Here is a 13838-nt window from a genome sequence, read left to right on the forward strand (position 1 = left end):
GCCTGCGGGCCGCGCACTCCTTCAAAATCAGGAACGTGTCATGATTGGTGCTTCGCTGGGAGCCGCCGCATACGAGCGTGCGCCCGAAATCCCCGGCATTCTTGCTGGCGCTGGTCCACTCACGGACACGCGCCCGGCGCGCCTGTCGGCAAAGGTCGATGCGATCCTGACTCTGAGCGGGATTGGCATTTCGTTCGGCGGCGTCACGGCGCTGAGCGATGTCGATCTCGAGGTCAAGAGCGGCGAAATCCGCGCCGTGATCGGCCCCAACGGCGCAGGCAAATCCTCGCTGATCAACATCATCAGCGGCCTCTATCACGCCGACCACGGCAAGATCGCGATCGCCGGCCAGTCATTCTCCCGTGTGCCCGCGAACCGTCTGGCACGTCTGGGCGTCGCGCGCACCTTCCAGAACCTGGCGCTCTTTCCCGGGCTTTCCGTGCACGACAACATCGCGTCGGGCCGCGTCCACACCAGGCGCGCCAGTTTCGTCGAACATATTGCCGGCCTGCCACGCGCCAGGCGCGAAGACGCGGCGATTGCCGAAAAGGTCGACCAGACAATCGCCTTCCTGCATCTGGAAACGGTCGCCGATCAGCTGGTCGCGACGCTGCCCTACGGCTTGCAGAAGCGGGTCGAACTGGCGCGAGCGCTGGTTGCCGAGCCGAAGATCCTGCTGCTCGACGAACCGATGGCGGGCATGACGGCGACCGAGAAAGCCGAGATGGCCGGGTTCGTGCGCGCCGCGCGCGACCGGCATGGCGTCACCATCATCCTGATCGAGCACGACATCGGGGTCGTCATGGGCCTATCCGACCGCGTCGCCGTGCTCGATTACGGCCGCAAGATCGCCGACGGCACGCCGGCCGAAGTGCGCGCCGATCCGGACGTGATCCGGGCCTATCTCGGCACCGCCGAGGGCGAGGATGGCGAGGGCATCTGATGAGCTACTATGATTTTCTCTTCGTCGTCGAAGTGCTGGTCGGCGGCCTGTTGTCGGGAGTCATGTATTCGCTCGTCGCCATCGGCTTCGTGCTGATCTACAAGACGTCGGGTGTGCTGAACTTCGCGCAAGGGTCGATGGTGCTGTTTGCGGCACTCACCTTTGTCAGCCTGGTCGAACGCGGCATCCCGTTTGCGCTTGCGCTGCTGATCACCTTCGCAGTCATGGTCGCGCTGGGTTTCACCATCGAGCGAACGGTGCTCAGGCCGCTGGTCAACCGCTCGCCGATGACACTGTTCATGGCCACGCTTGGCCTGTCCTACATCATTGAGGGCGCTGCCCAACTGATCTGGGGCACGCAGGTGCACGGGCTCGATCTCGGCATCGACGACACGCCTTTCGAGGTCGGCGGCATCCTCATCTCGTCGTTCGATCTGCTCGCGGCCGGCATTGCCGCGGTGATGGTGGCCGGCTTGAGCGCATTCTTCTACTGGACGCGGATCGGGCTGGCTTTTCGCGCCGTCGCCGATGATCAGTTCGCGGCACTTGCCGTCGGGCTGCGGCTGCCGCGGATCTGGGGAACGGTGTGGACGGCTGCAGGCTTCGTGGCGCTGGTCGCGGGACTGCTGTGGGGCGCACGCCTCGGCGTCCAGTTCTCGCTATCGCTGATCGTGTTGAAGGCGCTGCCGGTGCTGGTGCTTGGCGGCTTCGATTCCATCCTTGGCGCCATCGTCGGCGGCCTCATCATCGGCGCCAGCGAAAAGCTCGCTGAGGTCTATCTCGGACCCTTCGTCGGCGGCGGCATCGAAGGCTGGTTCGCCTATGCGCTGGCGCTGGTTGTCCTACTGGTGCGCCCCTCCGGCCTGTTTGGCCAGAAAATCGTCGAAAGGGTCTGACCGATGGCCGTGCAAGCGCTCGATGCCGCAAGGGCTCCAATCGACTGGCTGAGGTTTGCCCGGAAATTAGCTTTGCCGGCCGTGGCGATCGTCGTCGTCTACGGCCTGGTCCCGGCCTTTGCGTCGAGCTATCTGGTCGAGGCGATCCTGCTGCCGTTCCTTGCGCTCAGCCTGGCGGCAGTCGGCCTCAACCTCTTGACCGGCTATTGCGGCCAGCTTTCGCTTGGCTCCTCCGCTTTCATGGCGGTAGGCGCCTTCGCCGCATACAATTTCAACCTGCGGGTCGAAGGACTGCCGCTGGCTGCGACCATGATCCTGGCCGGGATTTCGGCCGCCGGCATCGGCGTCATCTTCGGATTGCCGAGCCTGCGCCTGCGGGGCTTCTATCTCGCCGTCTCGACGCTCGCCGCTCAGTTCTTCGTGCAGTGGGCGCTGACCAAGTTCGGCTGGTTCTCCAACGACAATCCGTCCGGGGTGATTTCCGCGCCGCACCTTGCCGTCGCCGGGTTTTCGCTCGACGGTGCCGCCGGACGCTATTTACTTTCCGTCACCACCGTCGCCTTGCTGACGGCACTAGTCTGGCGGCTGGTCAACAGCGCCACCGGCCGCAATTTCATCGCCGTGCGCGACAATGAAACCGCCGCGCGCATCATTGGCGTGCCGGTGCTGCGGACCAAGCTGCTGGCGTTCGCCATTTCGTCCTTCATCATCGGCGTCGCCGGCGTGCTGTGGGCCTTCACCTATCTGCGCACGGTCGAGCCGGCCGGCTTCAATCTCGACCGCTCGTTCCAGATCCTGTTCATCATCATCATCGGCGGGCTGGCTTCGATACGCGGTGCGTTTCTGGGCGCCGCATTCATCGTCGTCTTCCCGCTCGTTCTGTCTCGGCTCGGCGCCTTCGTGTTCGGCGGCCTGTTCGATTCTGGTGTGCTCGATATGAGCCAGCGCATCGTGCTTGGCGCCCTCATCATCATATTCCTCATCGCGGAACCGAACGGGCTGTCGGCCCTCGTCGACCGCCTGAAACGACGGATCGGCTCAAGGTCCAGCTGAGCGCCGCTCGACATTCTCTCACGGACCCAAAACCTCAGGAGACGCAACTCATGACCTTCTTCAGTCACCTCAAGAAAGCGGCGATCGCCACCGCTTTCGTGCTCGGCGCGACAGCCGTCCATGCCGACGAACAATATTTCCCGCTGCAGAGCTACCGCGTCGGCCCCTATGCCGCGGGCGGCACCGGCTTCTTCGGCGGCTTCATCGACTATCTCAACCTGATCAACATCCGCGACGGCGGCGTCAATGGCGTCAAGCTGACCTGGAGCGAGGGCGAAACCCAGTATGAGGTCGAGAAGGGCGTCGAGGTCTACGAACGGTTGAAGAGCAATCCCGGCATCGCCGCCTGGAACCCGCTCTCGGTCGGCATCGCCTACGCCATGATCGACCGCATCACCGACGACAAGGTGCCGCTTATCACCATCAATCACGGCCGCACCGACACCACCGACGGCCGGGTATTCCCTTACGTCTTCCCGCTGCTGCTCAACCCCTACAGCGAAACATCGGGCATCGTGAACTACATCGCCTCCAAGGAAGGCGGCCTCGACAAGCTCAAGGGCAAGAAGATCGTCGTGCTCTATCACGGCTCGCCCTACGGCAAGGAGACGATCCCGATCTATGAGCTGCTGTCGCAGAAATACGGTTTCGAACTGTCGCAGATCGAGGTCCCGCACCCCGGCAACGAGCAGCAGGCACAGTGGCTGACGATCCGTCGCGATCGTCCCGACTATGTCGTGCTGCGCGGCTGGGGCGTGATGAACCCGGTTGCGCTGAAGACCGCGCAGAAGACCGGCTTCCCGGCCGATCACATCGTCGGCAATGTCTGGTCCAACTCTGAAGAGGACGTCATCCCCGCCGGCGACGCCGCCAAGGGCTACACCGCCATCACCACCCAGGCGTCTGGCGCCGACTACCCGGTCGTCAAGGAGATCGTCAAGACGGTCTACGACGCCGGCAAGGGCAATCTCGAGGACAAGAGCCGCATCGGCTCGGTCTACCACAATCTCGGCATCGTCAACGGCATCCTAAATGTCGAAGCCATCCGCATCGCGCAGGCCAAATTCGGCAATCGCACGCTGACCGGCGATGAGGTCCGCTGGGGCTTCGAACACCTCAAGCTCGACCCGGCGCGCGTCGAGGCGCTCGGTGCCAAGGACCTGTTCCACTCGATCAACGTCTCCTGGGACAATCACGAAGGTGATGGCTACGTGACCTTCCAGCAGTGGGACGGCAAGAAGTGGAACGTCGTGTCCGACTGGATCGCGCCGGACTGGAAGCTGCTGCGCCCGATCATCGAGAAGTCGTCCGAGGCCTATGCCAAGGAAAAGGGCCTCAAGATCCGCACGGCCGAAGACGCCGATGCGGTGGTCAGCAACTGAGTTTGAAGAGCTCACGGCCGGCCCGCGGGCCGGCCGTGCCATCCATCTTCGCAGCGGAGTTATCGATGTCCAGCCCGGAAAATCCGATCCTGTCGGTCAGCCGCGTCGAGGCCGTCTACAATGGCGCCATCGCCGCTTTGCATGGCGTTGACCTCTCGGTCGGCAAGGGCGAGATCGTTGCGCTGCTCGGCTCAAATGGCGCCGGCAAGACGACGTTGTTGCGAGCCGCATCCAATCTTCTGCCGGCAGAGCGCGGCGCCGTTACCGCCGGCCGGATCATTTTCGATGGCGAGGATGTTTCAAGGGCAAGCCCCTCGCACCTTGTCCGCAAGGGCCTGGTCCAGGTTCTCGAGGGCCGGCACTGTTTCCGCTCGCTGACGGTCGAGGAGAACCTTCTGACCGGTGCGCTCGGGCGTTCATCCTCGCGCCTTGGCGTGAAGGCCGACCTTGAGCGTGTCTACGCGTTGTTTCCGAGGCTTCTCGAGAAACGCCGCACGCGGTCCGGCCTCACCTCCGGCGGCGAGCAGCAGATGACGGCGATCGGTCGCGGGCTGATGTCGCGGCCGAAACTCTTCGTGCTCGACGAGCCTTCGATGGGACTGGCGCCGCTGATCGTCGACGAGATTTTCAGCGCTTTGAAGCGGCTCAATCGGGACGAGAGTCTTTCGATCCTTGTCGCCGAGCAGAATTCGGCGGTGGCGCTGAAATATGCCGACCGCGCCACCGTGCTCGAAAACGGAAAAAGCGTGCTGGAAGGGTCGGCTGCCGACCTGCGCCAGCGCGACGACATCAAGACCTATTATCTTGGCGGCGCGCCGCTCCCATTGCAACACTTTCCCCAGGAGACAGCAGCATGACCATCCAATCCAAGCAGCCGTCCGACGCGCGCGTCGCCGTGCCTCCGGTCGAGCGCCCCTCGGCCAAGGCGCATATCATCAAGACCGATGCCGAGGCGATCGCCATCGCCGAAAAACTTGCCATTGAATTCACCAGGGAAGCCTCGAAGCGGGATCGCGAGCGCATCTGGCCGAAGGAAGAGCTGGATGCATTTTCGCAGAGCGGCTTGTGGTCGATCAATGTGCCGAAGGCCTATGGCGGGCCGGAGGTTTCCTATGTGACGCTGTCGAAGGTGATCACCATCATCTCGGCGGCTGATCCCTCGCTTGGCCAGATTCCGCAAAACCATCTCGGCGTGGTCGCCGCCATCCGCACGGTTTCGGACGAGGCGCAGAAAAAGCTGCTCTTCGCCGAGGCACTGTCCGGCACGCGCTTTGGCAACGCGTTTTCCGAGTTCGGCTCCAGGCGTGCCGCCGACTTCGAGACCAAGTTCGTCGATGCCGGTGACCATGTCGTGGTCAACGGCCAGAAATTCTATTCAAGCGGCGCCCTGCTCGCCCATCTGGTGCCGATTGTGGCGCTCGATGACGAGGGGCGCGCCTGGTATGCCATCGCCGATCGCGGCGCGCCCGGACTGACCGTCATCGATGACTGGTCGAGCTTCGGCCAGAAGACGACGCTCTCCGGCACGGTCCTGCTCGACAATGTGAAGGTGGCGAAGACGCATCTCGTCCCCGGCTACAAGGGGTACGACAAACCGACAGCCGACGGACCCATCTTCCAGATCATCCAGGCGGCGGTCGATCTCGGCATCGCCAAGGCGGCGATCGACGAGACGGTCAGCTTCGTGCGTACCAGGTCGCGCGCGTGGATCGACAGCGGCGTCGATCATGCCTGGCAGGATCCCTATACGATCCAGGCGATCGGCGACCTTCGCCTGCGCGCCAATGCGGCCGAGGCTATTCTGGAAAAGGCCGGCCTTGCGGTCGACCGCGCCGTGGCCGATCCTAACGAGAAGACGGTCGCGGAAGCGCAGATCGCGGTCGCCGAATCCAAGATCCTCACCACCGAGATCGCCATAAACGCCACCAACAAACTGTTCGAACTTGCCGGCACGCGATCCACGCTGGCCGAGCACAATCTCGACCGCCACTGGCGCAATGCGCGCACCCACACCCTGCACGATCCGGTGCGCTGGAAATACGCGATCCTCGGCAACTATTACCTGAACGAGGTCAACCCGCCCCTCCACGCCTGGAGCTGAGCGGGAACGCCGTAAAGTCACAAAGGACTATTCATGAGCACTGCCACCCCCGACAGGATCAAGGTCCTGTGGTTCTTGCCCACCCATGGCGACAGCCGCTATCTCGGCACCTCCGAGGGCGGCAGGGCGGTCGACCTGCCCTATCTCACCCAGGTCGCCAAGGCGGCCGACGCCATCGGCTATTATGGCGCGCTGCTGCCGACCGGGCGCAGTTGCGAAGACAGCTGGGTGGTGGCGTCGGCGTTGGCGCCGCTGACGCAACGACTTCGCTTTCTCGTTGCGGTCCGTCCAGGGCTGCAGTCGCCGACGCTCGCCGCGCGCATGACCTCGACGCTCGACCGCATTTCGGGCGGGCGCTTGCTGATCAACGTGGTCACGGGCGGCGATCCGGTCGAGAACAAGGGCGATGGCATATTCCTCAGCCATGACGAGCGTTATGAGGTGACGCGGGAATTCCTCGACATCTACAAGGCCGTGCTCAGCGGCGAAACCGTAGCCTTCGAAGGCAAGCATTTCCACATCGAAGATGGCAGGTTGCTGTTCCCGCCGGTGCAGACGCCGCACCCGCCGCTCTATTTCGGCGGCTCGTCGGACGCGGCCAATGCGGTCGCCGCCGAGCAGATCGACAAATACCTCACCTGGGGCGAGCCGCCGGCGGACGTCGCCGCCAAGGTCGAGCATGTGCGCGGCCTTGCCGAAAAGGCCGGCCGCGAAGTGAGCTTTGGCATCCGATTGCATGTCATCGTTCGCGAGACCAATGACGAGGCCTGGGCCGATGCCGATCGGCTGATCAGCCGCCTCGACGACAAGACGATCGCCGAGGCACAGAAGGTTTTCGCCCGCATGGATTCGGTTGGCCAGTCGCGCATGAGCCGGTTGCATGGCGGCAGCCGCGACAAGCTCGAAATCAGCCCGAACCTTTGGGCCGGCGTTGGCCTCGTGCGCGGCGGCGCCGGCACCGCCTTGGTCGGTGACGCGGCGACCGTGGCAGAACGGATCGACGAATACCGAAGGATTGGCATCGATACCTTCATCCTGTCCGGCTATCCGCATCTGGAGGAAGCCTATCGCTTCGGCGAACTGGTGCTGCCGCTGCTGCCGCTCGATCACGAAATCTCGACCCGGCCGACGACGGTGAACATGGGACCGTTCGGCGAAACGGTGGCCGGAGATCATCGACCATCGGCGCTGCGCGCGAGCCAGTCTTGAGCGCTTCCCGCAGGGCTGGGAAACTGACGGTCGCCATCATTGGCGGCGGCTTTTCCGGCGCCGCAACCGCGTTTCACCTGGCGCGGCTGCTGCCCGCCGATGCAGCCGATATCGTGGTCGTCGAACCGCGCGAGGCGCTCGGCTATGGTCTGGCCTATTCGACGGCCGATCCCTCGCACCGCATCAACGTGCGGGCGTCCAGGATGACGCTGATCTCAGGTGAGGAGGGCCATTTTTCCGACTGGCTGGAGCAGACCGGCGCTATTCTGGACGATACGCAGGCCATCGCCGCCAGCGGCGCGATTTACCCGCAGCGTCGGGTCTTCGGCCGCTATGTCGAATCCCACCTGCAGCCCTTCCTGCAAAGCAAGGCGATCCGCCATGTCAGGGCCGAAGTTGCTTGGGTCGAGCGCAGTGGCGAGGGCTACCGGCTTGTCCTGTCCGATGGCGCAACGCTTTCCGCCGATGCTGTGGTGATCGCGGCGACGCATCCATTGCCGGCCCTCCCGGCGCTGCGCAGCGTGGCCTCAGTCGCCGGATTGGTGGCCAATCCCTACGATCTCGAACGGCTGCAGGCGATCGGCCGCGACGACCGTGTTCTCATTGTTGGCACCGGTCTGACCTCGGCCGACGTCATTGCAGCCCTCGACCGTAGAGGTCATCGCGGCCGCATCACGGCACTGTCGCGCCATGGCTATCGCTCGCATGTGCAGGCCGCCATGCAGGGCGACCCGATAGGCGACTTCACCAGCCTGCCTTTACGCAGCGCCACGGTGCTGCTCAGGCGCATCCGGGCCACGATCGCGGCAGCGACGCGACAGGGCGAAGACTGGTATCCGGTCCTCGACGCTGTCCGGCGTCAGGGGCAGTTGATCTGGCAGGCCTTGCCGCTCGCCGAGCAGCGCCGCGTGGTGCGCCATCTTCGCGCGCTCTGGGACGTGCATCGTTTCCGCATCGCGCCACAGGTAGCAGTCGTGCTGGATCGCCGCCTTGACGAGGGGACGCTCGCTTATCGCGCCGGATCGATTGTCGAGGCCGAAGAGGCCGACGGACGTATCCGCGTCACGCAGCGGTCAAGGCGCCGACACGAGCTCATCGTCGAGACGTTCGACAGCGTGATCGTGACGACCGGGCCGGCGCATGCCGACATTCTTCGCACCAACACGGCGATTGCCGCCCTTGGACATCTGGGCCTGGTCCGTCTTGACCCAACCGGCCTTGGTCTCGACACCGACAGGCACGGCCGCGCGGTCGGTAAGTCAGGTCACCCGGCCGACACTATTTTCGTCAGCGGACCGCTGGCGCGCGGCAGCGTCGGCGAGCTGATGGGCATCCCTGAAGTCACCGCCCATGCCGAGAGCATCGCCACCGAAATTCACCAATGGTTGGGATACCAGACGGCGTTGCGTCGCAGGGCGTCGTGAAGCTGCAAACACGATGAGGCTATCCAGATGACACTAAGCGAACGCATTCTCCCGGATGAAACCCGGATCCCCCTGAAATTTGCGATGCGACACCTGGCCGGAGCCGTGTCCGTGGTCACCGCAGGCATTGGCGACGAGCGGACAGGCGCAACAATTACCACCGCCCATTCCCTGTCGGTCGAACCGGAGGTAATGGTCGTCAGCATCAACCTGAGTTCGTCGACATGGGCAGCCATCAGCCGGCATCGGCACTTCTGCGTGAATGTGCTGCGTGCCGACCAGATCGCGATTGCCGACCGTTTTGCTGGTCGAGGCGGCCTCAAGGGGCAGGCTCGCTACGAGGGTGCACGCTGGTCCACCCTTGCAAGCGGCGCATTGGCGCTCGAAGGTGCGCTTGCCGCAGTCGATTGCACCGTCGAGGATACGATAGTTCGCCATAGCCATGCGCTAATCCTCGGCAGCGTCCGGCATGTGGTGAGCGGAGAGCCTGGCCCGGCGTTGATCTATCATCGCGGCGCCTATGGATCGTCGTGAGCGGGTTGGTACGTGTCGTTTTCTGACAGCCATGAAATTCTTGGTCTCATTCAAGGCGGCGAAAGGAACGAAATACGAATTCTCCATAGCCCTTCGCCGAGACGCGCCGCACACACCCAAAATGCGAAAACGCGACCGAGATGGCGCGGGAGCACTATGTGCGATTGTTTGGATGTGAGCCAATACGGGCTTTGCGCGTTGTTGTTGAACTTGCGGAAGCCCTTTTCCAGCCAAGAGGCTTGAGAGGAACAATTCTTCCGTGGCGCGTAGCGGCCAGGCACTGCCGTTGGGCAGCCGATTGCGATTGCTACGGCAACGAAGAAGTCATGCCCGCGCGCATGCGGTGCTTGCCGTTGAAGGCCCGACCGATCTGCCACTGGCGCCCGGCGCCGTCGGTCGCTGCGGTCCAGAGTTGCCGACCAGTAAGGACAAGGCAAAATCTGGTGTTCTCGCGAAAAATGGCGACAAGGCGCGGGTCGCAGGATATCACGCCGAAGCCGAAGAAACGCTAGATTCGCGCCGGCAGCCCTAACTAGCGCTGGCGAGACTGGCATGTCCCGCAGCGGCTTCTTGCGCTTCGGCGGCACATAGGCATCGCTCCGATCTTCTGCTCGAGTGGCTTAACTAGGATTTGCAGTCGCCGTGTTTCTACGTTGTGGTTTCGGCGACATCTGTCGTTCGCAACATCAGTAAGTAAACCAGCTAAACGAAATCAATGAGAAAGATCAGGAAATTGCCCGGTCATTCAATCAGGAATCGTTCGCGTTGTCCTTTGCAGAAGGCCAGCGGATACGCCTATGGCTAGCGAAGGTCGTGCGCCTGTAGGGCGCTGTGGGGCGGCATTGTAGGCATCCAAGCATGAGCGGAACCTAATTTGCAGCCGCAAATTAATGTCCAATGAATGAACTCCCAAACCGGAAAAAACTCGTGCCTGACCCTCAACCTCGGCGGGGCTCCAACAAAGGTGTGTTGCTAGCGGCTGCAGCGCTGCTGTTTGCCTTTCTCGCTCTTATTCTGTTTGGGTTTTTTCAGTAAGTGCGCGCGGCGCCGGCGTCCCAGAGAGGGCAGAGCACCTGCCGACGTGATCTTCGATCCGCTCGCGTCCCAGCGGCGGGCCGATCATACAAGCCGGCTCGGTTCGTCGCTCCTGACGGGTTGATCGGTCCCACAGAGCAGGTTGATCATCGGCAATTTCTTGGCAGCGCCGGTATTCAACTCACGCCCAACGCGATTGAAAACTGAAGCTGGCCGTCCATCGTGACTGACGCAGCACGAGCCGAACAGGCGAGGCAAGCGCAAGCCTTGAGGCCCAACCTCGGACAGACGAATCACGCTCGTGCAGTCTGGAGACAGCGCAACGAGTTATTCATTCGGGCGCCTTCGCATCACCAGCGGAACGAAAGAGTTAATTGACGATTTACTAGGGAAGGATTGCAGGACGGAAAACATTGAGGATTGCTGCCATGACAATGTTGTTCGAACCACTCGACTCTGAAGGTTACAAGCGCAGTGTGGTCTACCATGCCGCACGCTTGTCCATGCTCCACAATCGAATGCTGAAGCGTTTCGACAAGGTCGATAAAGCGGCCGAAAAGGTTGAAGCCGAGGTGGAGCTGTTTGATGAAGCTGTTCGCACTCTCTACGAATGAGCGGCATGTTGACCGCCGACGTTCCTGCTAGCGCGTATACGGGCGCGGGGTTCACCGTTGCGTCACCAGGCGATGTCGCGCCGCGGATTTGGGCTTGATAAGCATGATCTAATGTATACGATTCACCCAGCCGGCCTGGCTCCCCCGCCATCGGGCCGGTCAGGCCCGACGGTTCAACGCACCACCCCAAACGACTGTCGGGCCGCCAGGACGCTCACTGCGCAGCCGGGTTCATGCTTTGCCTTTTTTTCTCGAAAAGCGCGAGCTTGGTCATATAACCAATTCTGATTTTTGCATGGCATTGGGTGCAGTTGAAGTTGGATATCACCTTCAACCACGATCCCTTTTTTATGATGACATGAGAACAGTTTGGACATTCCAGTTCCAGGTACTCGTCCCCCATATCGTTTGAAATCGGCACTACGACACTCCCCAACAGTTGCCCGTGAAACTTGCGCTTCGAGATCGGCCGGCACCTCCGTGCTCAAACCCCGAACGTGGGTCCTTGGCAGATGTTCCGCAATCCGACCTCTGGCGACCGGGATCGGACCTAAGTCCAAATCGCCGCCAACAGGCCGAGAAGTGGAACCCCGGCGGATGCTTTTTGAACGCTGAATTTCCGTCCTCGCCGGTCGTAGTCCGCCGTCCTCATGGCCAAAGCGCCAATGTTGCCCTTTGTGAGACTGACCTCGTCCGGCCTACCAGGTCGCCAGGGCGCAACTCCGGTAATAATGCGGCGGAGCGAATGTCAGCGCGAAGCTGTGCGCAGGGACGCCAACTCGCTGACAGCAGCAAGGATGACAGCATCGGTTGCCGGCTTCGGCAGGAATCTGCAGTCGCGGAAAGCCGCGGGAACGTCGGCGGGGCCAAATCCCGACAAGAAGGCAAAGGGGATGCCTCGCGCCTGCAATATCCTCGCCACCGGCAGACCCGTTTCACCGTTCAGCTGGATGTCTAGCAACGCCACGTCAATCTTGTCCGATTCGACAAGACGCAGAGCGGCGGATACCGACGGCACAGGTCCGACCACCTGATAACCGGCGCGACGCAGCCGCGCGGCAGTGTCCTGCGCGACTAGCCATTGATCCTCAACAATCAGAACACTCACGCTTTCGCTCACGGCCCCTCTCTGCGATTGACCGGAAATGAGATGTCGATCCGAGACCTTCGGACAGTTGTTTCGACATGTCCGCAAACCTATAGGTAACCTCTCCATGCAGCAAGGTGAGGCTGATGCTGGAGCGGAGGCGCTTCCACCGACCACTTGCTGAATTACCGGAGCCGAAGATTAGCGCGTCAATGGAGCTGCGGTCCGCGCCTCCGCTCCATCAGAGTTGGATAGGCGTTTACCCCTCTCCACGATCCACAAAATCTAAAAGCCGCCGTACCGCGCCATTGGCTCTTCAAAGCATGAGCAGCACCTCTCTCTCCATCTTTGGCGACCTGAGATTGCAATCGGTCAATGAGCGTCAGAAGTGCGATGCACCGAGTTTGTGCCTGCAGTTTTTCGAAGGAAAGGCTTGAGAATTCATGATTTCGGAGCAGGTTTGGCTGGCGCATGAGCGCCGCAGATCTATACTGGGGAGATCAAGCGATGGGGTCGGCCATGAGCAAAGAGTTCAGTGTAGCTGATGCCTATGGCGCCGGCCGCGCCATGTTCATGGGACTTGAACTGCTGGTTTCGCCCGGTGCGCTCGTCCCCAGACCTGAGACCGAGTTGCTCGGCAAGACCGCGCTTGGTGTGTTGCATCAGATGAACCTGCCGGCTCCGCGCATAGTTGATATGTGCTGCGGCACTGGGAATCTGGCGTGCGCGATCGCCTACCATGTGCCCAGCGCCCTTGTCTGGGCAAGCGATCTCACCGATGAATGCGTCGAAACGGCACGCCGCAACACCTCACATCACGGCATGGCTGAGCGTCTTTCGGTGCTTCAGGGCGACTTGTTCGACTCTCTCATCGGCCTTGGGTTAGACGGAACTATCGACGTAATCGTCTGCAATCCGCCTTACATTTCTGAAAAGCGGCTCGAGGGCGACCGCGCCCATCTGATCGAGCTTGAGCCGCGCGAGGCGTTTGCAGCCGGCCCTTACGGCCTGAGCATTCATATGCGCGTACTGAAAGACGCACCGCGATACCTGCGGCGTGGCGGCATCCTGCTCTTCGAGGTCGGGCTTGGCCAAGACCGACAGGTAGCGGGTCTGCTGGAACGCAGCAAGGCATTCGAGAACATCCGTTCGGTCTCGAACGAAGCGGGCGAGGGCCGGGTGGTTCTGGGGCAAGTCAAGACGCAGGCATGAATCCTGCGACAATCAGACCAAATACGGGGCTGCTCTGGGCGTTACGCTTACCCATCAGTTCATTTTGCGGATGATGTATTGCTCGATCCCCTGGATGGAATCGAGGTTTTCAGGCAGAAGTTCGCTATCCTCGACGGTAATGCCAAAGGTCTCCTCGATGAAGCCGATAATCTCAAGCACACCCGTCGAGTCGACAATGCCTTGATCGAGCAAGGATGCGTCATCCAGCAATGCCTTGACGTCGCTGACGTAGAAATTCGAAACCAAGAAACTACGAATCTGCTCGCTGTAGATTCCGGTGCGTTCCTTGATGGTCAACATGAATTCGTCCTCCGTGGCGTCACCATT

14 protein-coding genes are annotated in these 13838 nt (G+C 61.9%); 11 read left to right on the plus strand and 3 right to left on the minus strand.

Translation table 11 applies throughout. The features are described 5' to 3' along the window. Positions 1-40 precede the first annotated feature (40 nt). From NKI31_RS10395 to NKI31_RS10440, 10 genes are all read left to right on the plus strand, one after another. The gene (locus tag NKI31_RS10395; RefSeq protein WP_023670621.1) at positions 41-943 is read left to right on the plus strand and encodes an ABC transporter ATP-binding protein; all 903 of its coding nucleotides are present in this window, start codon (positions 41-43) and stop codon (positions 941-943) included. Next, complete coding sequence (locus NKI31_RS10400) at positions 943-1839, plus strand: branched-chain amino acid ABC transporter permease (RefSeq protein WP_023670620.1); 897 nt, start codon at positions 943-945, stop codon at positions 1837-1839. Before NKI31_RS10395 ends, NKI31_RS10400 begins: the two co-directional genes overlap by 1 nt. 3 nt (positions 1840-1842) lie before the next feature. Further along, on the plus strand, positions 1843-2892 hold the full coding sequence (locus NKI31_RS10405) for a branched-chain amino acid ABC transporter permease (protein WP_023670619.1): 1050 nt from the start codon (positions 1843-1845) through the stop codon (positions 2890-2892). 50 nt (positions 2893-2942) lie between these two features. Continuing rightward, positions 2943-4274 carry an ABC transporter substrate-binding protein gene (locus NKI31_RS10410; RefSeq protein ID WP_023701787.1) on the plus strand — a complete coding sequence of 444 codons (1332 nt, stop codon included), beginning with the start codon at positions 2943-2945 and terminating at the stop codon, positions 4272-4274. A gap of 65 nt (positions 4275-4339) precedes the next feature. Continuing rightward, positions 4340-5131, plus strand: coding sequence for an ABC transporter ATP-binding protein (locus NKI31_RS10415; protein WP_023723373.1), 792 nt, complete (start codon positions 4340-4342; stop codon positions 5129-5131). Continuing rightward, positions 5128-6375: an SfnB family sulfur acquisition oxidoreductase gene (locus tag NKI31_RS10420; RefSeq protein WP_352651454.1), complete on the plus strand. Its 1248-nt coding sequence runs from the start codon at positions 5128-5130 to the stop codon at positions 6373-6375. The genes NKI31_RS10415 and NKI31_RS10420 overlap by 4 nt, the downstream gene beginning before the upstream one ends. A 33-nt stretch (positions 6376-6408) precedes the next feature. Then, positions 6409-7584, plus strand: a complete 1176-nt coding sequence (ssuD, locus tag NKI31_RS10425) for an FMNH2-dependent alkanesulfonate monooxygenase (RefSeq protein ID WP_023686773.1) — start codon at positions 6409-6411, stop codon at positions 7582-7584. Further along, positions 7581-9008 (plus strand): FAD/NAD(P)-binding protein, encoded by a 1428-nt coding sequence (locus NKI31_RS10430; RefSeq protein ID WP_352651455.1) that lies wholly within the window; start codon positions 7581-7583, stop codon positions 9006-9008. The genes ssuD and NKI31_RS10430 overlap by 4 nt, the downstream gene beginning before the upstream one ends. Before the next feature lie 27 nt (positions 9009-9035). Next, positions 9036-9542 (plus strand): flavin reductase family protein, encoded by a 507-nt coding sequence (locus NKI31_RS10435; protein WP_352513855.1) that lies wholly within the window; start codon positions 9036-9038, stop codon positions 9540-9542. A gap of 1463 nt (positions 9543-11005) precedes the next feature. Further along, positions 11006-11191, plus strand: coding sequence for a hypothetical protein (locus NKI31_RS10440; RefSeq protein ID WP_023681021.1), 186 nt, complete (start codon positions 11006-11008; stop codon positions 11189-11191). Between the two features lie 173 nt (positions 11192-11364). On the opposite strand, the gene NKI31_RS10445 is transcribed toward NKI31_RS10440, so the two are convergent. Beyond that, positions 11365-11568 carry a hypothetical protein gene (locus NKI31_RS10445; protein WP_155921622.1) on the minus strand — a complete coding sequence of 68 codons (204 nt, stop codon included), beginning with the start codon at positions 11566-11568 and terminating at the stop codon, positions 11365-11367. Positions 11569-11939: 371 nt separating this feature from the next. Next, positions 11940-12311 carry a response regulator gene (locus tag NKI31_RS10450; RefSeq protein ID WP_023670881.1) on the minus strand — a complete coding sequence of 124 codons (372 nt, stop codon included), beginning with the start codon at positions 12309-12311 and terminating at the stop codon, positions 11940-11942. Positions 12312-12797: 486 nt separating this feature from the next. On the opposite strand from NKI31_RS10450, the gene NKI31_RS10455 reads away from it, so the two are divergent. After that, positions 12798-13490 (plus strand): N5-glutamine methyltransferase family protein, encoded by a 693-nt coding sequence (locus NKI31_RS10455; RefSeq protein WP_023689767.1) that lies wholly within the window; start codon positions 12798-12800, stop codon positions 13488-13490. Positions 13491-13544: 54 nt separating this feature from the next. Here NKI31_RS10455 and NKI31_RS10460 read toward each other — a convergent pair whose 3' ends face one another. Continuing rightward, the gene (locus NKI31_RS10460; RefSeq protein ID WP_023670883.1) at positions 13545-13811 is read right to left on the minus strand and encodes an acyl carrier protein; all 267 of its coding nucleotides are present in this window, start codon (positions 13809-13811) and stop codon (positions 13545-13547) included. Between the last annotated feature and the right edge of the window lie 27 nt (positions 13812-13838).

This window comes from Mesorhizobium sp. M0659 (assembly GCF_040320605.1).
In the GTDB taxonomy this organism is placed as follows: domain Bacteria; phylum Pseudomonadota; class Alphaproteobacteria; order Rhizobiales; family Rhizobiaceae; genus Mesorhizobium.

What these genes read in the sequence shown, in the direction of transcription:
- NKI31_RS10395 (WP_023670621.1), top strand. Translation starts at nt 41, where the DNA reads ATGATTGGTGCTTCGCTGGGAGCCGCCGCATACGAGCGTGCGCCCGAA.
- NKI31_RS10405 (WP_023670619.1), top strand. Translation starts at nt 1,843, where the DNA reads ATGGCCGTGCAAGCGCTCGATGCCGCAAGGGCTCCAATCGACTGGCTG.
- NKI31_RS10410 (WP_023701787.1), top strand. Translation starts at nt 2,943, where the DNA reads ATGACCTTCTTCAGTCACCTCAAGAAAGCGGCGATCGCCACCGCTTTC.
- NKI31_RS10415 (WP_023723373.1), top strand. Translation starts at nt 4,340, where the DNA reads ATGTCCAGCCCGGAAAATCCGATCCTGTCGGTCAGCCGCGTCGAGGCC.
- NKI31_RS10435 (WP_352513855.1), top strand. Translation starts at nt 9,036, where the DNA reads ATGACACTAAGCGAACGCATTCTCCCGGATGAAACCCGGATCCCCCTG.
- NKI31_RS10420 (WP_352651454.1), top strand. Translation starts at nt 5,128, where the DNA reads ATGACCATCCAATCCAAGCAGCCGTCCGACGCGCGCGTCGCCGTGCCT.
- NKI31_RS10445 (WP_155921622.1), bottom strand. Translation starts at nt 11,568, where the DNA reads ATGTCCAAACTGTTCTCATGTCATCATAAAAAAGGGATCGTGGTTGAA.
- NKI31_RS10455 (WP_023689767.1), top strand. Translation starts at nt 12,798, where the DNA reads ATGAGCAAAGAGTTCAGTGTAGCTGATGCCTATGGCGCCGGCCGCGCC.
- ssuD (WP_023686773.1), top strand. Translation starts at nt 6,409, where the DNA reads ATGAGCACTGCCACCCCCGACAGGATCAAGGTCCTGTGGTTCTTGCCC.
- NKI31_RS10440 (WP_023681021.1), top strand. Translation starts at nt 11,006, where the DNA reads ATGACAATGTTGTTCGAACCACTCGACTCTGAAGGTTACAAGCGCAGT.
- NKI31_RS10400 (WP_023670620.1), top strand. Translation starts at nt 943, where the DNA reads ATGAGCTACTATGATTTTCTCTTCGTCGTCGAAGTGCTGGTCGGCGGC.
- NKI31_RS10460 (WP_023670883.1), bottom strand. Translation starts at nt 13,811, where the DNA reads ATGTTGACCATCAAGGAACGCACCGGAATCTACAGCGAGCAGATTCGT.